Annotated in this window: 14 protein-coding genes; 10 read left to right on the top strand and 4 right to left on the bottom strand. The window is 72.1% G+C overall.

Annotated features, from left to right (window positions below):
- Nucleotides 1–230: 230 nt before the first annotated feature.
- The 5 genes from pdhA (at nucleotide 231) to BLV39_RS40825 (ending at nucleotide 7551) form a co-directional block, all read left to right on the top strand.
- Nucleotides 231–1355, top strand: coding sequence for a pyruvate dehydrogenase (acetyl-transferring) E1 component subunit alpha (pdhA, locus tag BLV39_RS40840; RefSeq protein ID WP_090804610.1), 1125 nt, complete (start codon nucleotides 231–233; stop codon nucleotides 1353–1355).
- The gene (locus tag BLV39_RS40835) at nucleotides 1352–2341 is read left to right on the top strand and encodes an alpha-ketoacid dehydrogenase subunit beta (protein WP_090804608.1); all 990 of its coding nucleotides are present in this window, start codon (nucleotides 1352–1354) and stop codon (nucleotides 2339–2341) included. Before pdhA ends, BLV39_RS40835 begins: the two co-directional genes overlap by 4 nt.
- A complete protein-coding gene (locus BLV39_RS40830) occupies nucleotides 2338–3771 on the top strand; it encodes a dihydrolipoamide acetyltransferase family protein (protein ID WP_176985346.1) in 1434 nt (477 codons plus the stop codon). Before BLV39_RS40835 ends, BLV39_RS40830 begins: the two co-directional genes overlap by 4 nt.
- 204 nt (nucleotides 3772–3975) lie before the next feature.
- Nucleotides 3976–4116 carry a hypothetical protein gene (locus tag BLV39_RS43475; protein ID WP_176985345.1) on the top strand — a complete coding sequence of 47 codons (141 nt, stop codon included), beginning with the start codon at nucleotides 3976–3978 and terminating at the stop codon, nucleotides 4114–4116.
- Between the two features lie 195 nt (nucleotides 4117–4311).
- A complete protein-coding gene (locus BLV39_RS40825) occupies nucleotides 4312–7551 on the top strand; it encodes an LppU/SCO3897 family protein (protein WP_143050124.1) in 3240 nt (1079 codons plus the stop codon).
- A gap of 319 nt (nucleotides 7552–7870) precedes the next feature.
- Here the strand turns inward: BLV39_RS40825 and BLV39_RS40820 are convergent, their stop codons facing one another.
- The 3 genes from BLV39_RS40820 to BLV39_RS40810 are packed head-to-tail and all read right to left on the bottom strand — an operon-like array spanning nucleotide 7871 to nucleotide 12589.
- On the bottom strand, nucleotides 7871–9088 hold the full coding sequence (locus BLV39_RS40820) for a hypothetical protein (RefSeq protein ID WP_090804604.1): 1218 nt from the start codon (nucleotides 9086–9088) through the stop codon (nucleotides 7871–7873).
- Nucleotides 9089–9128: 40 nt separating this feature from the next.
- Nucleotides 9129–10811: a GTPase gene (locus BLV39_RS40815; protein ID WP_090804716.1), complete on the bottom strand. Its 1683-nt coding sequence runs from the start codon at nucleotides 10809–10811 to the stop codon at nucleotides 9129–9131.
- Between the two features lie 8 nt (nucleotides 10812–10819).
- The gene (locus BLV39_RS40810) at nucleotides 10820–12589 is read right to left on the bottom strand and encodes a dynamin family protein (RefSeq protein ID WP_239083670.1); all 1770 of its coding nucleotides are present in this window, start codon (nucleotides 12587–12589) and stop codon (nucleotides 10820–10822) included.
- A 147-nt stretch (nucleotides 12590–12736) separates the two neighbouring features.
- On the opposite strand from BLV39_RS40810, the gene dnaK reads away from it, so the two are divergent.
- The 5 genes from dnaK to BLV39_RS40785 all read left to right on the top strand — a co-directional run bounded on the left by dnaK (nucleotide 12737) and on the right by BLV39_RS40785 (nucleotide 18062).
- Nucleotides 12737–14620, top strand: a complete 1884-nt coding sequence (dnaK, locus tag BLV39_RS40805) for a molecular chaperone DnaK (protein ID WP_090804600.1) — start codon at nucleotides 12737–12739, stop codon at nucleotides 14618–14620.
- 34 nt (nucleotides 14621–14654) lie between these two features.
- Complete coding sequence (gene grpE / locus BLV39_RS40800) at nucleotides 14655–15407, top strand: nucleotide exchange factor GrpE (protein WP_090804598.1); 753 nt, start codon at nucleotides 14655–14657, stop codon at nucleotides 15405–15407.
- Between the two features lie 39 nt (nucleotides 15408–15446).
- On the top strand, nucleotides 15447–16637 hold the full coding sequence (gene dnaJ / locus BLV39_RS40795; RefSeq protein ID WP_090804596.1) for a molecular chaperone DnaJ: 1191 nt from the start codon (nucleotides 15447–15449) through the stop codon (nucleotides 16635–16637).
- 7 nt (nucleotides 16638–16644) lie between these two features.
- Complete coding sequence (locus BLV39_RS40790; RefSeq protein ID WP_090804594.1) at nucleotides 16645–17106, top strand: heat shock protein transcriptional repressor HspR; 462 nt, start codon at nucleotides 16645–16647, stop codon at nucleotides 17104–17106.
- 101 nt (nucleotides 17107–17207) lie between these two features.
- Complete coding sequence (locus BLV39_RS40785) at nucleotides 17208–18062, top strand: alpha/beta fold hydrolase (RefSeq protein ID WP_176985344.1); 855 nt, start codon at nucleotides 17208–17210, stop codon at nucleotides 18060–18062.
- Here BLV39_RS40785 and BLV39_RS40780 read toward each other — a convergent pair.
- Nucleotides 18059–18490, bottom strand: a complete 432-nt coding sequence (locus BLV39_RS40780; protein ID WP_089254804.1) for a hypothetical protein — start codon at nucleotides 18488–18490, stop codon at nucleotides 18059–18061. The two genes, BLV39_RS40785 and BLV39_RS40780, sit on opposite strands and share 4 nt — an antisense overlap.
- Nucleotides 18491–18585: the final 95 nt, after the last annotated feature.

Here is an 18585-nt window from a genome sequence, read left to right as displayed (position 1 = left end):
AACCAAGCTGTGGGACCGCCCCCGGCAATGCGAGGATGGGTAGGACGGCAACGTGGCCGTGGCCTCAAGCACATCCCTGCGGCGGGCGCGGAACGCGATGTCGGCTCCCAACCGCGCGGCGGCCCCACCGGGTCAGGCGCGGTGAGGTAGGGCCCGTCGGCGATGCCCGACAGGCAACAAGCTGCGCGTCGGGAAACCCCCGGCACCGCACCACAGACAGGGAGACACGGATGGCCAAGGGAGGCTCGCCCCCTGACGGGGAGCTTGTCCAGTTGCTCACCCCCGAAGGTGAGCGGATCGAGTCGGTGACCGGATCCGACGGCACGGTCTACCGCGCCGACTTCACCGACGACGAATACCGCGGTCTCTACCGCGATCTGGTGATCGTCCGGAAGCTGGATGCCGAGGCCACCGCCCTCCAGCGACAGGGCGAGCTGGGCATCTGGGCCAGCTTGCTGGGCCAGGAGGCCGCTCAGGTCGGCTCCGGCCGCGCGCTGCGGACCCAGGACATGGCGTTCCCGACCTACCGCGAGCACGGTGTGCTCTATTGCCGCGGTATCGACCCGATCATGCCGCTGGGTCTGTTCCGCGGCGTCGACCAGGGCGGTTGGGATCCCAACGAGTTCAAATTCAACATGTACACGATCGTCATCGGGGCGCAGACCCTGCACGCGACCGGGTACGCCATGGGCGTGACCATGGACGGCAAGACCGGCACCGATGACGGCGAGGCGGTTATCGCCTATTTCGGCGACGGCGCGACCAGCCAGGGTGACGTCAACGAGGCGTTCATCTGGGCCGGCGTGTTCAACGCCCCGCTGGTCTTCTTCTGCCAGAACAACCAGTACGCGATCTCCGAGCCTCTCGAGCGGCAGACCCGCATCCCCCTCTACCGGCGTGCCGCTGGTTTCGGCTTCCCGGGCATCCGGGTCGACGGCAACGACGTGCTCGCGTCGTACGCGGTCACCCGCGCGGCGCTCGACCACGCCCGGCTCGGTCAGGGCCCGACGTTGATCGAGGCCTACACGTACCGGATGGGCGCGCACACCACCTCCGACGACCCGACCCGCTACCGGATCGCCAGCGAGGTCGAGGCCTGGCAGGCCAAGGACCCGATCCTGCGGGTACGCGCGTTCCTCGAGAAGCAGCAGATCGCCGACGCGGCGTTCTTCACCGAGGTCGACGAGCAGGCCAAGCGCGAGGCCGTGCACCTGCGCGAGCGGGTGCTCGAGATGCCCGACCCGCAGCCGACGACGATCTTCGACAACGTCTACGCCCACGGCTCGCCGCTGGTCGACAAGCAGCGCGCGGGGTTCAACGAGTACCAGGCGTCGTTCGAGGGGAGCGCACACTGATGGCCGAGAAGCTGACTCTGGGCAAAGCCCTCAACACCGGCCTGCGCCGTGCGCTCGAGCGCGACCCGAAGGTCATCATCATGGGTGAGGACGTCGGCAAGCTCGGCGGCGTCTTCCGGATCACCGACGGCCTCCAGAAGGACTTCGGTGACGATCGGGTGATCGACACCCCGCTGGCCGAGTCCGGCATCATCGGCACCGCCATCGGTCTCGCCATTCGCGGCTACCGCCCGATCTGCGAGATCCAGTTCGACGGGTTCGTCTACCCCGCGTACGACCAGATCGTGTCGCAGGTGGCGAAGATGCACTACCGCTCGCAGGGCAAGGTGCGGCTGCCGATCGTCATCCGCATCCCGTTCGGTGGCGGCATCGGCGCGGTCGAGCACCACTCGGAGTCGCCCGAGGCCTACTTCGCGCACACCGCCGGCCTCAAGGTCGTCGCCTGCTCGAACCCGGAAGACGCCTACTTCATGATCCAGCAGGCGGTCGAGTCCGACGACCCGATCGTCTTCCTGGAGCCCAAGCGGCGCTACTGGGAGAAGGGCGACGTCGATCTCGACCTGGACCCGGCGTCGGCCCACCCGCTGCACGCGTCCCGCACGGTCCGCCCCGGCAACGACGTGACGGTGCTGGCGTACGGGCCGATGGTGCGCACCGCCCTCGACGCGGCTGCCGCCGCGGAGGAGGACGGGCGCTCGCTCGAGGTGATCGACCTGCGTTCGCTCTCGCCGCTCGACCTCGGCCCGGCCTACGAGTCGGTCCGCCGCACCGGTCGTTGCGTGGTCGTCCACGAGGCGCCCAGCAACGTGGGCCTCGGCGCGGAGCTCGCCGCCCGGATCACCGAGGAGTGCTTCTACTCCCTGGAGTCCCCCGTGCTGCGGGTGACCGGCTTCGACACTCCGTACCCCGCGGCTAGGGTCGAAGAGGAATACCTGCCCGATCTCGACCGCGTGCTCGACGCCGTCGACCGATCGTTCGGTTGGTGACCGCGATGTCCCGGATCAAAGTGTTCAACCTGCCCGACCTCGGTGAGGGGCTGACCGAGGGCGAGATCCTCAAGTGGCTCGTCCAGGTCGGTGAGGAGATCGAGCTCAACCAGCCGCTCGTCGAGGTGGAGACGGCCAAGGCCGCCGTCGAGATCCCGGCGAAGTGGGCCGGCAAGGTCGTCGAGATCCACCACCCCGAGGGTACGACCGTCGAGGTGGGTGCGGCGATCGTCGCGATCGACACCGACCCGTCCGCGGGCGACTCTCCCACTCCGTCGCCGGCCTCGCTGGCCGCGGTCGAGGTGGCGCCGGCCGAGGGTGCTGTCGAGCCCGGCCTGATCGGTGGTCCGGCGCCCGGTGGGCGCACGGCGGTGCTGGTCGGCTACGGGCCCAAGACGGCGGCTGCCAAGCGGCGGCCCCGTAAGGGCGACGGTGCGCCGGTCGCGGCCGCTCCGGCTCCTGTTGTCGCATCCGCACCCGCTCCCGCTCCCGTGGTGCCCGCGCCGGCTGCGCCGGTCGAGGTTCCGGCGTCCGCCCCCGGCGCCGGAGGACGCGGCCAGGCCGCGCTGGCCAAGCCGCCGGTCCGCAAGCTGGCCAAGGACCTGGGTGTCGACCTGGGCACGCTGGTCGGCTCGGGACCGCAGGGCTCGATCACCCGCGACGACGTGCTGGCGGGGCGGAACGGCGGCGCTGTCGCGCCGGCCGCACCGGCGGTGTCGATTCCGGCAGGCCAGCGCGAGCAGCGGATCCCCGTCAAGGGCGTGCGCAAGCTGACCGCGGAGAACATGGTGGCGTCGGCGTTCACCGCGCCGCACGTGACGGTGTTCCTCACGGTCGACATGACTCGCACGATGCAGGCGATCGACCGGTTGCGGGCCATGCCGGAATGGCGCGAGGTGCGGATCTCCCCGCTGCTCCTCGTGGCGAAGGCCATCCTGCTGGCGGCCAAGCGGCACCCGATGGTCAACTCGACGTGGGCCGGCGACGAGATCATCGTCAAGGACTACGTCAACCTGGGCATCGCGGCGGCGACCGAGCGTGGGCTGATCGTCCCCAACATCAAGGACGCCGGCCGGTTGACGCTGCGCGAGCTCGCCGACGCGATGACCGCATTGGTGCAGACCGCGAAGTCGGGCAAGACGCCGCCGGCCGACATGTCCGGTGGCACGCTCACGATCACCAACGTCGGTGTCTTCGGCGTCGACGCGGGCACGCCGATCCTGCCGCCCGGCGAGTCGGCGATCGTCGCGTTCGGTGCGGTGCGCGATACGCCGTGGGTGCACGAGGGCGAGATCAAGATTCGCCAGGTCACCCAGCTCGCGATGTCGTTCGACCACCGGATCATCGACGGTGAGCTCGGCGCGAAGTACCTCCGCGATGTGGGTGCGTTCCTCAACGATCCCGAGGCGACGCTGCTCGCTTGGACGTAGTTCACGGCATTTGTCGGAGCCGGCGTGACCTTCGGGTCACGCCGGCTCTTTCGTTTGTTCTTCCGTACACCTTGGCGATGACCTTAGTTTGTTCGGCTGGTGGCGCGGCTCACCTAATAATCGATGGCGAACGAAGCCTGGATGCGCCACAATAGGTACAGACACCGGTTGGGGGCGATCGGTGCAGACCCAGGGAGCACAGCAATGAGCACCATGATGGACCGTTTCCGCACGCACCGTGACCAGATGCGCCGCGTCCGTGCGCTCGAGCGGGCGCTCAGCGAGACCAACTCGCCCGCGGTCCGTGCCGAGATCATCGCGATCTCGCAGCGCAGCCAGCGCTAATCACGCCGCGTAACTCAGAGGTCCGTCCGGCTTGCCGGGCGGACCTTTTGTATTGGTGCGGTTACCGAATACACCGTTGCGGTGCTGCTCACAGCACCGGGATTCCTACCCGTCGCACCGCCCGGTACGGTTGGTCCGGCTGCCCTGGCATCGGCATGAAACCAGGGTCGCTGTTCCGCGATGGAGGAGGCGACGATGACGTCCGAGGGTTCGCAGCACCCCGGCTACGAGCCGGACGAAGCTGCCCCGGACGCTGGCGGGGACCGTTTCGGCGAGGCCGACCCGCGGCGCCGACCGGCAGGCGAGTCGTGGGCGCCGCCGGGCTACGACCCACCACAGCGGACGGATCAGTGGACGCCCCCACAGGGCGGTCAGCAGGCGCCCTGGGGCGCCCCGGCTCCCGACAACACCTACGGCGCCCCGCGCCGGGACGGCGGGGCTGAGCACGGGCCCGTCAACGGTCGCCGGCCGGGCGCGCACGACGAGGTCCCGGCGCACTACACGCCCGCGCCCGCGCCGATCCCGCAGGCACCCGAGCCGACCCCGCTGCCCCCGCAGCAGACCCGGGTCCCGGGCGCGTCGTTCGGAGCCTTCCCGCCCGCCGAGTCGCCGGCCGACGCCGGTGACCGCTACGGCGCGATCGACTACCACGGAAAGATCGAATACCCGCCGAGCGTGCCGCAGCCGCGCACCTCGAGCGACAGTCCGGCTACCGGCCGCGTGCAGATTCCGCAGCCGGTCGACCCGGGCACCAACGAGCCTTCGTCAGGCGCGCCCAACAGCTACTCCGGGTCGAGCGGCTGGACGCCCCCTCCGCCGATCGACAGCGGCGCGCAGTCCGGCGGACCCAGCGGCGACTCGGGCGGCTTCCCGAGCGGTGACTCCGGTGGCTTCTCCGGCTTCGCCGCCGGCACGCGCGGCTTCAGCGACTCCGGTGCCGCACCGGCGGCTCCGCACCAGGGCGCCGCGCCGACCAGCGGTGGGCCGCCCGGCGGCTCCGCACCCACGGGTTCCGCGTCGGTCGGCTCGGCGTCGGTCGGCTCGGCACGGGTCGGCGGCGGGTCGATGGGTGCCGCGTCGGTGCCGATGGGCGCGGTCCGAATCGACCCGGGCCAGTTCGCCCCCGCCGAGCAGCCCGCCGAGGAACGCCCCGCCCACCCGGCGGTGCCGAGCCAGGGCGGCCCGACCTCGGGCCCCCCGAGCGGCACGGCGTCGGCCGGGCGCGCGGTCAGCGCCAGCGCTTCGGTGCCGACCGCGAGCCGCGTCCAGCCGGCGACCGACCAGCCCATACCGCAGGCCGCGAACACGCCGCCCCAGCCGAGGGTCTACGGCCGCGCGGTCGGCGCACCCACCGACTCGCCCGCGGCACCCGAGGCGCCTGGCTTCGGCGGCCCCGGTGCCGAGCAGTTCCGCGGCCCCAGCGGGTTCGCGCCCAGCGCCGACCAGCCCGGTTCGGCCTTCCCCGGCTCGCCGGCGGGCGGCAACCGCTTCGGTGCCGCACCAGGCGGCCCCGACAGCGGCAGCTTCCCGGGCTTCGGCGAGGCACCCAGCAACGGCGCACCGCAGGGCGGCTTCCCTGGTCGCGGCGACGAGAGCGGGTTCGCCGGCCCGCAGGGCTTCCCGGGCCGTGGCGACGAGGGTGGCTTCCGGCCGCAGGGCTTCCCGGGCTCGCCGGCTCGCGAGGACGCGGGTTTCGCTGGCTCGCCGGCCCGTGGTGACGAGGGCAGCTTCGGTGGTCAGCCGGGCTTCCCGGGTGCGCCGGGCCGTCCGGAGGACGGTGGCTTCGGTGGCCAGCAGCAGCCTGGTTTCCCGGGTTCGCCTGCGCGTGGTGACGAAAGCAGCTTTGGTGGTCAGCCGGGTTTCCCGGGTGCGCCGGGCCGTCCGGAGGACGGTGGCTTCGGTGGCCAGCAGCAGCCTGGCTTCCCCGGTGCGCCTGCGCGTGGTGACGAGAACAGCTTTGGTGGTCAGCCGGGTTTCCCGGGTGCGCCGGCCCGTCCAGAGGACGGTGGCTTCGGTGGCCAGCAGCAGCCTGGTTTCCCGGGTTCGCCTGCGCGTGGTGACGAAGGCAGTTTCGGTGGCCAGCCCGGTTTTCCGGGTGCGCCAGGTGGCCGCGGTGACGAGAACAGCTTCGGTGGTCAGCAGCCTGGTTTCCCGGGTGCGCCTGGCGGTCGTGGTGACGAGAACAGCTTCGGTGGTCAGCAGCCTGGTTTCCCGGGTGCGCCTGGCGGTCGTGGTGACGAGAACAGCTTCGGTGGTCAGCAGCCTGGTTTCCCGGGTGCGCCTGGCGGTCGTGGTGACGAGAACAGCTTCGGTGGTCAGCAGCCTGGTTTCCCGGGTGCGCCTGGCGGTCGTGCTGACGAGGGTGGCTTCGGTGGCCAGCCCGGTTTCCCGGGTGCGCCTGGCGGTCGTGCTGACGAGGGTGGCTTTGGTGGTCAGCCGGGCTTCCCGGGTGCGCCGGGCCGTCCGGAAGAGGGCGGCTTCGGCGGCCAGCAGCAGCCGGGCTTCCCCGGTGCGCCGGGCCGTCCCGAGGATCGCGGCCAGCAGCCCGGCTTCCCGGGTGCGCCTGGCGGCCGCGGTGACGAGACCGGCTTTGGCGGCCCGCCCGGTTTCCCGGGTGCGCCCGGCGGTCGTGCTGACGAGGGTGGCTTCGGCTCTCCCTACGGCAGCCCGCCGAGTCGCGATGGCTTCGGCCCGGGCGACGCGACCGCGTTCGGTCCGCCGATCGAGGTGCCGCCCGCGCCGCCTGGTCCGCCGGGTAGCTACCGCTCCAGCGCTCGGGTCACGCCGCCCGGCGTGGACGCGCCCGAGGGTCCGCAGGGCATCCGTCCGCCGGGTGGGTACGCCGGCGTTCCCGGCATGCCGCCACCGCCCGGGGCACCGCAGGCAGGTCCGCAGGGCCGGATCAGCGGTCCGCTGAACTCGGGCCGTCCGCTGGGTGGCGCCAACCGACCCGGTGGCCAGCAGACCGCGACCTGGCCGGCCACACCAGGCGACTCGGACCAGGGCCGGTTCGACGCGTTCCGGCCCGACGCGGAGGCAGGGGCGGCGCCGGCCACGACCGACGACAAGCCGGACCCGCCGCCGAAGGAGCGCAACGGCCGGGTGCTCGCGATGGTCCTGACCACGGCCGTGCTGTTGCTGGTCATTCCGCTGGCGGTGGTCTACCTGTTCACCCGCTCCAGCGGCGACGGCTTCAACCCGGCAGTCGGTGAGTGCGTCCGGCAGTCAGGCGACACCGCGGTCGCGGCGACGTGCGCCGAGCCCGACGCGTTCAAGGTGGTCTCCCGGGTGAACGAGGCGGCCCAGTGCCCCGACAAGGGCCAGCCGGTCGTCGAGGTCTCCGGCGGGCGTTCGAACAACGTGCTCTGCCTGAGCCCGAATGCGGCCGCTCCGCCGGCCGGCGGCGAGAGCCCGTCGCCCACCCCGAGCAACTGACCTGTTCCTAGCCGGGCGCGACCGCGCCCGGCTAGGGCATGTCCCAGGTCCATAGCCGCTCGGCTCCGGTCCTACCCAACTCTCCCGCCATCGACCGTCGATCATCGCGGCCTGCGACGGGCCGAGCCGCCGTCTGGCGGCGTCCTGGGATCACCGATGTGTGGGTGCGCCCTGCCTGAGCCCGGTCGGATGGGCTGGTGGCTGAGCGGTAGGCGGGGTCGGTTGGCGCCATCCCGGCGGACGGGGTGGAAGCCGGCGGCCGCCAGCCAACGCCGAGACGCCGTCTCGGCTCACGTTGACTGGCGGGACACGCCTTGGGCTACTCGCCGAGTCGGTCGCGGTTCTCCGCGAGCCAGGCGTCCAGCGCCGCCGGGTCGTTGAGGTCAACGCCCTCGGCGATGAGCTGGGCCACGGCGGCCGTTGCCGGGCTGCGTCGCTCGCCGGTCGTGTAGAGGCGGACGAACTCCGGCACGGTGTCTTCCACGGCCTGGTCGGTCGCGGCCACCGCTTCGGTCGGGAGCCCGCGCACCCGGGACGCGTACGCCGCCCACGCGCGCACCACCCTCGGCAGCAACGCGGCGTCGTCCATGTCGAGCACCGCGCGCCTGTGCACCCAGTCGAGCAGGAACAGCTCGACCACGATCGGGCTCCACCGCATCGGGTCGGCGTCGGGCAGGCTCGCCGCGTGGTCGAGGACCAGGCTCAGGCAGAAGTGCAGCGAGCCCAGGTCGCCCTCGGGCAGCCGGTCCAGCTCGAAGCGGGCCGCCTCGGGTGCGGCCAGGAAGGTCCGGATCAGCGCCGAGCGCTCGTCGTCGCCGAGCGGCTCGGGCAGGTCCGGCACCGGGCTCAGCGCCGGCATCGGCAGCAGCGCCAGGCGGGCACCGACCAGCGCCCGGTCGGTGGCCAGCGAGCCTTCGCCGGGCAGGTCACCCATCTCGTCGGTGATCCGCAGGTGGCGGGCCACCTCGGCGCGCAGGGTGCGCGGGTCCTCCTCGCGGAACCAGGTCAGCCCGTCGGCGGCGCACATGCGGCGGACCTGACCGAGAATCCGCTCGGCGGGGCCGCCGACGAACACGTCCTTGGTGATGCCGATGTTGTGGTCGACCAGCGCGACGACGGCGTGCTCCGGGCCGCCCTCGGTGTCGTCCTCGTAGGCGAAGGTGGCCAGGTAGGACGTCTGGTCCCCGTACACGTCGCCATAGGCATAGGTGCCGGTCGGCCGGACCCGCCCGAGCTGGCCGGACCAGGACGGCGCCTGTGCGCCGGGCTTGACCGCGGCGGCGCCGGTCGCGTCGGGGACGAGGGTGGCGAAAACGGACCGGATGGTGGTCGCGGCCGCGGCCCGGCGGCGGGAGGTGGCGGTGAGGAAGCCTTCCACGAAGGTACGCACGGCGCCGGCGCGGTCTTCTTCGGCGATCGCGTAGACACTGCCGAGCAACGCGGTGCCGAGCATCTCGGCGTCCAGCGCGCAGTCGAGCTTGTCGACGTCACGCGCGGCCTTCAACACGGCCTCATAGGGAGTCTGTGGCGTCGCCATGTGCCGACCCTACGCTGGTACAGCGGCGCGGGCACGGGCCCTAACGGGGTGGTCCGGCGGCCGCGTACGCGTTGCGGGCGGTCGTGTAGTCGCGCAGGACCAGCCGGACCGGCGCGATCACCTGGTCGCGACCCACCTCGGCGACGGATTCCCGCATCCGCGCCTCGGCCCGGCGCCGGGCGCGGCGGGCACCCCAACGGATGAACGGTTTCACCAGCAGGGCCAGCAGGATGCCGGCGACCAACCCGCCCAGCAGGCCCAGGGTCGGCAGCGGCACCTCGCCCACCATCGGATAGTCGAACCGGGGCAGCCCGAGGGCCCGCACGATGTAGCCGGCCACCAGCCAGCCCAGCCCGGCCACGGCGACCAGGGTGAGCAGCCACTGCAGCAGGCCGACCGCCCGCCACCAGGCCCGTTTGCGCTCGACGCCGAGCTCGGTGCCGGCGACCGCCTTGTCGAGTGCGTCGGGCAGGTCGCCGAGCCGGGACCGGGCGGCGTCGCCGACCGCGACCCGCCACACCTCGGGCAGTTCGCCGGCCGCGGTGTCGGTGACCGTGCGCAGGGCGATGCCGAGCGAGGCCCGCTGCGCGGCGCTCGGGTCGGGCAGCGAAGTCACGGCCGGCGAGGGGCCGTCGGACGGCGCGAGCTCGGTGCCGACCACGGGCGGGGTGTGCAGGTGCAGCCGGCGCAGCGGGTCGGGGCGCAGCTTGCGCCAGAACTTCACCAGCGGCCAGCCGGTCGCGGAGCCGGCCCGGTGCCGGTAGGCCCGCTCGGTCGCGTCGGCCACCGCGGGCACGCCGGCGACGCCGGCGAGCGCGTCGGCGAGCCTGCGGGAGGTGGCCCGGTCGACGTCTTCCGGTGCCGGACCGCCGACCAGGTCGTCGAGCCGGGCGAGGGCGGTGTCGACATCGCTGTTGAGCCGGCGCAGCGCCGCCTGGCGCTCGGCCACCGTGCGCTCCAGCAGCCGGCGCAGCTCGACCATGGCGGCGTCCTGGACCGCCGCGGTCGCCACCACCGGCACACCGCCGAGGCCGTCCTCTTCGAGCAGCCGGCGTAGGTCACCGAGCACCTTCGGCAGGTCTGCCGTGGACAGCCGGTCGGCCTGGTTGAGCACGACGACGGTGACGTCCTTGTGCCGGTGGAACTCGCGCAGGTAGGCCTCGTGCACCACGCGGTCGCCGTATTTCTGTGGGTCGACCACCCAGACGATCAGGTCGACCAGGCCGAGCAGCCGGTCGACCTCGACCCGGTGGGCCGACTCGACCGAGTCGAAGTCGGGCAGGTCGAGCAGCACCAGGCCGCGCAGGGGCGCCTCGTCGTCGCCGTCGAGCGGGCTCTCCCGGGCGAACCGGTTGCGGGGCAGCACGCCGACCCAGTCGAGCAGGCCGCCCGCGGCGTCCGCGGCTCCCCAGACGCAGGCGAACGCCTGGCCCGTGGTCGGCCGGCGGACCCCGACCGGCGAGAGGTGCATGTGCGCCAGCGCGTTGAACAGGCTGGACTTGCCGCTGCCGGTGGCGCCGGCGAGGGCGACCAGGGTGTGGTCGCGGGACAGGGCGAGCCGGCCGCCGGCCCGCTCGACCAGCGTGTGTGCCGGGACCAGCCGATCGGAGGGCAGATGGCCGTCGGCGGCGTCGAGGAAGCTCTGCACGGCGTCGAGCCGGCCGATCAGCACGTCGGGGTCGACGCGGCGATTGCCGCGCAGGGCCTCGCGGACCCGACCCATGAACTGGGTCACCGCAGCTCCCCAAGATCGCGTTGGGGCAGGGCCAGCTTGCTGCCGACCGTGAGCGCCGCCGCGGACCTGGCCCGCTCGACGTCGGCCGCGGCCGCCCGCAGCTCGCCGCCGGGGTCGGCGTCGACGCCGACCGCCTCGATCCGGTCGAAGTAGCGGGCCGCCTCGTCGGCGAGCAGGTCGTCGACCCGCTCGAGCAGATCCTGCCGGGCCTTGGTGGCGAGCCGGCGGATCGCCTGGTCGCCGAAGATCGCTTCGAGCACCTTCTGCGCGGCGAGCGTGGTGCCGGCCGCGGTGCCGATCTCCAGCCCGGTCGGGATGAACGCGGTCGACGCGAACACCGCGATCATGACCGCCAGGCCGGTGGCGTTGACCGCATACGCCGCCGTGCGGGCGACGAACCGCTTGTCGCCGCCTTCTTGACGGACGAGCTCGAGCACGCCGCGCTGCCAGTCGCGGACCAGCCGGTCGGCGCGGTCGCCCAGGTCGGGCGTCGGCCGCGCCAGCGACGGCTCCAGCAATGCGGCCCCGGCCGGGTGCGCCTGCCAGCCGGTGTACGCGTTCTCCGCGGCATCGCCCGCCACCCCGCGCAGCAGCGTGGTGAGCTGTGACTCGATCGCGGACTTGAGCTGGTTGCCGGGCTGTGGCCGGCCGGTGACGGCGGCCGTGATCCGGTCGCGCAGCCGGCCGATCCGCGCTTCCAGGCCGCGGAAGAAGTCGCCGGTGCCGACGAACTCGTGCCAGCGGGACAGCACCTCGCCGCGCAGCAGCCGGCCGTCCTTGAGACTGCGTTCGACGGTCTCGGCGCCGCCGCGGTAGGCCGCGCGTACCCGCTCACGCAGGGCCCGCGCCGCCGCGGCCTGTTCGTCGGCCGCGGCCGCGAGCCCGTCGGCGGCCGGGCTCAGTGCGGCGACGGCGCCGTCGAGGGTCTGCCGGACCACCGCGGCGCGGGCGTTGGCGTCGCTGGCCAGCCGCTCGAACCAGGCGCGCAGCTCGGCGGTGTCGCGGCCGGGCAGCAGGCCCTGGCCGTCGACGTCGGTCTCGGGCAGCACGAACAGCGGTGCCTCGGCGAGGTCGTTGGCCGCGAGCATCTCGGCGAGATGAGCCGGCACGTCGTCGCCCGCCTCGTCCGGCACGCGGTCGAGCACCAGGGCGATCACCGTGCCGCGCAGCCGGGCGGTGCGCAGCAGCCCCCACGGCACGGCGTCGGCGTAGCGGGCTGCGGTGGTGACGAACAGCCAGAGGTCGGCGGCGGCCAGGAGTTGGGCGGCCAACTGCCGGTTCTGGTCGACCACCGAGTCGATGTCGGGCGCGTCGAGGAACGCCAGCCCGGGCGTGAGCGCGGGCGCGGCGACCAGTTGCAGGGTGTGCGGGTCGTCGCTGGGCTTGGTCGTCCGGGTCAGGCCGGGCAGCAGGTCGCCCGAGCGGAACCACTGGCTGTCGGACGGGTTGCAGACCAGGACCGGCGCCCGGGTGGTCGGGCGGAGCACCCCGGGCGCGCTCACCCGGGCCTGCACGATGCTGTTGACCAGCGTCGACTTGCCAGCGCCGGTGGAGCCGCCGACGACCACCAGCAGGGGCGCGTCGAGCCGGGCCAGTCGGGGCAGGAGGTAGTCGTCGAGCTGTGCGACCAATGCCGCCCCGACCTTGCGCGCCTCCGCGGCGGAGGTGAGGGACAACGGGAAGTCGGCCGCGGAGATCGCTGCCCGTAGTCGGCCAAGCGCGGTCGGCAACCCCTCGGGGACCACCGCCGCCACCTGCGTCGTCACGGGTAAAGCGTGCCCGATCTATTCCGCCTGTACAACAGGAACGCGGCGGTTGAAGTTGCGCGTACCACACTCAACCCGATTTGACGCCTGGCGTGATCGTGGCATCATTGAGCCCGGTCCACTCAACTTGAGGATAAGGAAGTAGCCATGGCACGTGCGGTCGGCATCGACCTCGGCACGACGAACTCGGTCGTCAGCGTCCTCGAAGGCGGTGAGCCCACCGTCATCGCGAACGCGGAGGGTGCGCGCACGACCCCCTCGATCGTCGCGTTCGCCCGCAACGGCGAGGTGCTCGTCGGTGAGGTCGCGAAGCGCCAGGCGGTGACCAACCCAGACCGGACGATCCGTTCGGTCAAGCGGGAGATGGGCACCAACTGGTCGATTGACATCGATGGCAAGAAATACACCTCGCAGGAGATCTCGGCCCGCGTCCTGATGAAGCTCAAGCGGGACGCCGAGGCCTACCTGGGCGAGCAGATCGCCGACGCGGTGATCACCGTCCCGGCGTACTTCAACGACGCGCAGCGCCAGGCCACCAAGGAGGCCGGTGAGATCGCGGGCTTCAACGTGCTCCGGATCGTCAACGAGCCGACCGGTGCGGCGCTGGCCTACGGCCTCGACAAGGGCTCCAAGGAGCAGACCGTCCTGGTCTTCGACCTGGGTGGCGGCACGTTCGACGTGTCCGTGCTGGAGCTCGCCGACGGTGTCGTCGAGGTCAAGTCGACCTCGGGCGACAACCACCTCGGTGGTGACGACTGGGACGAGCGGGTCATCGAATACCTGGTCAAGACGTTCCGTGGTCAGCACGGCATCGACCTCTCGCAGGACAAGATGGCGATGCAGCGGCTGCGCGAGGCCGCCGAGAAGGCCAAGATCGAGCTCTCCGCGGCGACCACCACCAACATCAACCTGCCCTACATCACCGCTGGTGAGGCGGGTCCGCTGCACCTCGACGTGAGCCTGTCCCGGTCCGAGTTCCAGCGCATGACGCAGGACCTGCTGGACCGCACCAAGGGCCCGTTCGAGCAGGCGATCAAGGACGCCGGCGTGAAGGTCGCCGATGTCGACCACGTCATCCTGGTCGGCGGCTCGACCCGGATGCCCGCGGTGACCGACCTGGTCAAGCAGCTCACCGGCAAGGACCCCAACAAGGGCGTCAACCCCGACGAGGTCGTCGCGGTCGGCGCGGCGCTCCAGGCCGGCGTGCTCAAGGGCGAGGTCAAGGACGTTCTGCTCCTGGACGTCACGCCGCTGAGCCTGGGCATCGAGACCAAGGGCGGCATCTTCACCAAGCTGATCGAGCGCAACACCACGATCCCCACGAAGCGCTCCGAGGTCTTCACGACGGCAGACGACAACCAGCCGTCCGTGCTGATCCAGGTCTTCCAGGGTGAGCGCGAGATCGCGGCGTACAACAAGAAGCTCGCCACGTTCGAGCTGACCGGGCTCCCGCCGGCGCCGCGCGGCGTGCCGCAGATCGAGGTCACCTTCGACATCGACGCCAACGGCATCGTCCACGTCAACGCCAAGGACCTGGGCACCGGCAAGGAGCAGTCGATGACGATCACCGGCGGCTCGGCGCTGCCGAAGGACGACATCGACCGCATGATGCGGGACGCTCAGGACCACGCCGACGACGACAAGCGTCGCCGCGACGAGGCCGAGACCCGCAACGTGGCCGAGCAGCTCCAGTGGCAGACCGAGAAGTTCCTCGCGGAGAGCGGCGACAAGCTCCCGGCCGAGTCGCGCGACCAGATCAACGAGGCGCTGGGCGACCTGCGCAGCGCGCTGGGCGGCACGGACCTCGAGAAGATCAAGTCGGCGCACGAGAAGCTGGCGCAGGTCTCGCAGCAGGCGGGCTCGCTGCTCTACGCGCAGCAGCAGCAGGGCGAGCAGCCCGGCCCCGACGGTGCCGGCCCCGGCGCCGGCCCCGAGGGCGCTGCCGGCCCGGGCACCGGTGCCCCGGGTGGCAACGGCAACGGTCCGGACGACGTCGTCGACGCCGAGATCGTCGAGGACGACAAGAAGTGACCCGGCGGCACGCGACGTCAGTGAGGATGTCGGCATGACGGAAAAGCCACGAGCCGCCGACCCGGCAGCCGCCGGGTCGGCGCCGGGTGGCACCGATCGCGACCAGGCCGAAGGCAAGGGAGCGGAGCGGATCGTCATCCGGGACAAACGACGGATCGACGCGACCGGGGGCAAGCTCAAGCACGACAAGAGCGAGCCCGCGGAGCCGGCGGAGGAGCAGAGCACCGAGGTGCCCGGCCCGTCCGGACCGGCCGAGCAGCAGCCGGTCGACACACCGGCGCCGGCCGCCGATGCGGGCACCGACGAGAAGCCGGCCGAGCCGGCGGCGGAAGAGGCACCGGCCGGTGGGCTGGGAGCTGAGCTCGAGTCACTCCGGGTCGACCTGGACGAGCGCACGCGCGACCTCCAGCGGGTCTCGGCGGAATATGCCAACTACCGCAAGCGGGTCGACCGCGACCGGGGAGTGGCGGCCGAGCAGACCACCGGCCTGGTGATCAGTTCGCTGCTGCCGGTGCTGGACGACCTCGACCGGGCGCGGGAACACGGCGACCTGGTCGGGCCGTTCGGCGGTGTGGCCGAGCAGCTCGTCACGGCCCTGGGCAAGTTCGGGCTGACCGCGTTCGGCGAGAAGGGCGACCCGTTCGACCCGACCCGCCACGACGCGGTGGCCCACCTGACCTCGGCCGAGGTGACGGAGCCGACGTGCATCGACGTGATGCGCCGCGGCTACCAGCTCGGCGACCGGCTGCTGCGACCGGCGCTGGTCGCGGTGGCCGACCCCGAGTGACGGGCAACCCACGCACAGTCGGAAGGGAGGCGGGCTGACATGGGCTCCAAAGACTGGCTGGAGAAGGACTTCTACGCCGTACTGGGCGTTCCGAAGTCCGCCTCCTCCGACGAGATCAAGCGCAGCTACCGCAAACTCGCGCGGGAGCTGCACCCCGACCACAACCCGGGCAACAGCGAAGCCGAAGACCGGTTCAAGGCCGTCTCCGAGGCGTACGACGTGTTGTCCGACACGGGTCGGCGCAAGGAGTACGACGAGATGCGCTCGCTCTTCGGTGCGGGCGCGTTCCGTCGGGGTGCCCGCACCGGGGGCGGACCCGGCCCGGGCGGTTTCGACCCCTCGGACCTGTTCGGCTTCGGCGGCGGCGGCGGACCCACCACGGGCACCGGTCGCGACGGGCGCTTCGGCGGTGCCGGCTTCTCCGACCTGTTCGGCTCGATCTTCTCGGGCGGCGGCCGCGGCCAGCCGCAGCAGCCCCGTGGCCCGGCCCGCGGCCGCGACGTCGAGGCCGAGGTCACGCTCGACTTCGGCGACGCGGTCCGGGGTGTCACGCTGCCGCTGACGTTGCGGGCGCCGGGCGTCTGCGACACCTGCCACGGCAACGGCGCCAAGCCGGGCACCCAGCCGCGCACCTGTCCGCAGTGCCAGGGCTCCGGTCTGATCACCCGCAACCAGGGTTCGTTCAGCTTCTCGGAGCCGTGCCGCGAGTGCCAGGGCGTCGGCACGATCGTCGACGAGAAGTGCCCGGAGTGCCGCGGCACCGGCGGCGTCACCAAGGCCCGCACGCTCAACGTGCGGTTCCCGTCCGGCGTCTCCGACGGGCAGCGCATCCGGCTGGCCGGCCGGGGCGAGGCGGGCGACCGCGGCGGTCCGCCCGGCGACCTCTACGTGCTGGTCCGGGTCCGGGCCGACGACATGTTCGGTCGGGCCGGCAACGACCTGACGATCACCGCTCCGATCACGTACCCGGAAGCGGTGTTCGGCACTGACCTGCGGGTCCCGACGATGGACGGCTACGTGACGCTGCGGGTGCCGCCGGGCACACCGAGCGGCCGCGTTCTGCGTGCGCGGGGCAAGGGCGTGGCCAAGCGCGACGGACAGGCCGGCGACCTCCTCGTCACGATCGACGTGGCGGTGCCGACGGCGTTGACCGACGAGGCCCGCGAGGCGCTGGAGAAGTTCGCAGTGCTCTCGCCGGACGCGGGTCGCGACACGTTGTGGCGGAGGTGACCACCCCATGCAGCCCTACGAGGAGCAGGAAATCTCGGTCACGATCGAGACGACCACGGACGCCAAGGTCCTGATCATCTCGGTGGCGGCCCGGATGGCGGGCATGCACCCGCAGACCCTTCGGCAGTACGACCGGCTCGGGCTGGTTCAGCCCGGCCGGGCGGCCGGTGGCGGGCGGCGCTACAGCACCCGCGACGTCGAGCTTCTTCGCGAGGTGCAGCGGCTGAGCCAGGACGAGGGCATCAACCTGGAGGGCATCCGGCGGATCATCAGCCTGGAGCAGACGGCCGGTGACCTGCGGGAGCAGATCGCCGAGCTGGAGGCGGCGCTGACCGCGGCCTACCGGCGGATCGCCGAGCTGGAGTCCATGTCGCCGTACCCGCGGGCCGACCTCGTGCCGACCGCCCGCACGTCGACCGCGCTGGTGGTTTGGCGGCCACGCCGACCGACCGACCCGCCGACGCGATAAACGCCCGCAAAAGTCGACGAAGGACTAACCTCACCATATCGGACAAAGAAGGCCGGGATCCACGGGGGGTCCCGGCCTTCTTCGCCCGGGGGGTTCGAGGATTGGACATTCAACACCGTCGGCTGGCGGCCAACGACGCCGTCCACCACTACGCCGTGGCCGGTGCTGGCCCGCCGCTGATCCTGCTGCACGGCTTCCCACAGACCTGGCGAGCCTGGTCGCGCGTGGCCGAGCTGCTGGCCGGCGAGTTCCGGATCGTCATGCCCGACCTGCGCGGGCTCGGCGGTTCGCCCGGCCCGGCCAGCGGCTACGACAAGCACAGCCTGGCGGGCGACGTGCGGGCCATCGCGCGGGCCGAGTTCGGTGCCACGCCGGCGATCGTGTGCGGGCACGACGTGGGTGGCTACGTCGGTTTCGCGTACGCGCTGAGCCATCGTGACGCGACCGCCGCCCTGCTGCTGGTCGAGGCGGCACCGCCCGGCACCTCGCAGCTCGACCACCAGATGACCAACCCGCGTAGCTGGCAGATCGCCTTCCACGCCAACGCCGACGTCGCGCACCTGCTGATCGGCGGGCGGGAGCGCGCGTACATCGACTTCGTCATCCGGTCCCGGATCTTCGACGCGGGCGCGATCGGCGCCGCCGAGGTGGACCGCTACGCGGAGGCCTACTCCGCGCCGGGCGCTCTGCGAGCGGCGCTGGAGATGTATCGCTCGCTGGCCCTGGACCGGCAGCTCAACCTGGCCGCGCTGGCCGAGGACGGCCGGCTGACCATGCCGGTGACCGCGGTGGGTGGCGCGCCGGCCGCGACGGAGACCGGGCTGCGCGAGATGGTCGCCGAGATCGCCACCGACGGGCGGGCCGAACTCGTGCGGGACACCGGCTACTGGATCGCGGAGGAACAACCGGCGGCGCTCGCGCAGATCATCCGCAATGCCGCCCGGGCGCGGGTCTAGCTGAGGCGGCGGCCGGAGCGGACCAGGCCGCCTTCGCACCAGTCGCGGTAGTCGAAGAGCTCGGGCTTGGCCAGCAGCACCCGGCTGTTGTGTGCCCAGGTGCGCATCTGGTCGTCGCCCAGTGTCTCGGCCTGCTGCACGAGCTTGCGCAGCCGCCGCTTGGGGTGGGCGCGGAACTTCGTGCGGATGCCGTCGGCCGCGTAGATGTAGAGGCAGTGCAGCGCGAACCGGCGGGCCGGACACGACCGGTCCATCGCGAGCTCGAACAGCGTGGTGACCAGATGGTCGCCCGATACCAACAGATCCCAGTCGGGTGGCATGGACTGCAACGGGACGGTGTCCGGTTGGTAGGCCCAGGCTCGTAACTCCGCCGGTGTTGGATCAACGGGATTGGTGAAGCCGCTGAACGACGTCGACTGCACGCTCACGGACACCTCGCTCCGCATGGTCATGCGTCGATCTCGCCCAATGGTCGATCTTCCGCTTTCAGACCCATCTGCGGCGTCACCGTAGCGCTTGGCGC

This window comes from Asanoa ishikariensis, from assembly GCF_900107455.1.
GTDB classification, from domain to species: Bacteria; Actinomycetota; Actinomycetes; order Mycobacteriales; family Micromonosporaceae; genus Asanoa; species Asanoa ishikariensis.
This window is presented reverse-complemented; position numbering and strand designations above follow the sequence as displayed.

Coding starts and splice junctions, on each gene's coding strand:
- pdhA (WP_090804610.1), top strand. CDS start 231: ATGGCCAAGGGAGGCTCGCCCCCTGACGGGGAGCTTGTCCAGTTGCTC.
- BLV39_RS43475 (WP_176985345.1), top strand. CDS start 3,976: ATGAGCACCATGATGGACCGTTTCCGCACGCACCGTGACCAGATGCGC.
- BLV39_RS40825 (WP_143050124.1), top strand. CDS start 4,312: ATGACGTCCGAGGGTTCGCAGCACCCCGGCTACGAGCCGGACGAAGCT.
- BLV39_RS40820 (WP_090804604.1), bottom strand. CDS start 9,088: ATGGCGACGCCACAGACTCCCTATGAGGCCGTGTTGAAGGCCGCGCGT.
- BLV39_RS40815 (WP_090804716.1), bottom strand. CDS start 10,811: ATGGGTCGGGTCCGCGAGGCCCTGCGCGGCAATCGCCGCGTCGACCCC.
- dnaK (WP_090804600.1), top strand. CDS start 12,737: ATGGCACGTGCGGTCGGCATCGACCTCGGCACGACGAACTCGGTCGTC.
- grpE (WP_090804598.1), top strand. CDS start 14,655: ATGACGGAAAAGCCACGAGCCGCCGACCCGGCAGCCGCCGGGTCGGCG.
- dnaJ (WP_090804596.1), top strand. CDS start 15,447: ATGGGCTCCAAAGACTGGCTGGAGAAGGACTTCTACGCCGTACTGGGC.
- BLV39_RS40790 (WP_090804594.1), top strand. CDS start 16,645: ATGCAGCCCTACGAGGAGCAGGAAATCTCGGTCACGATCGAGACGACC.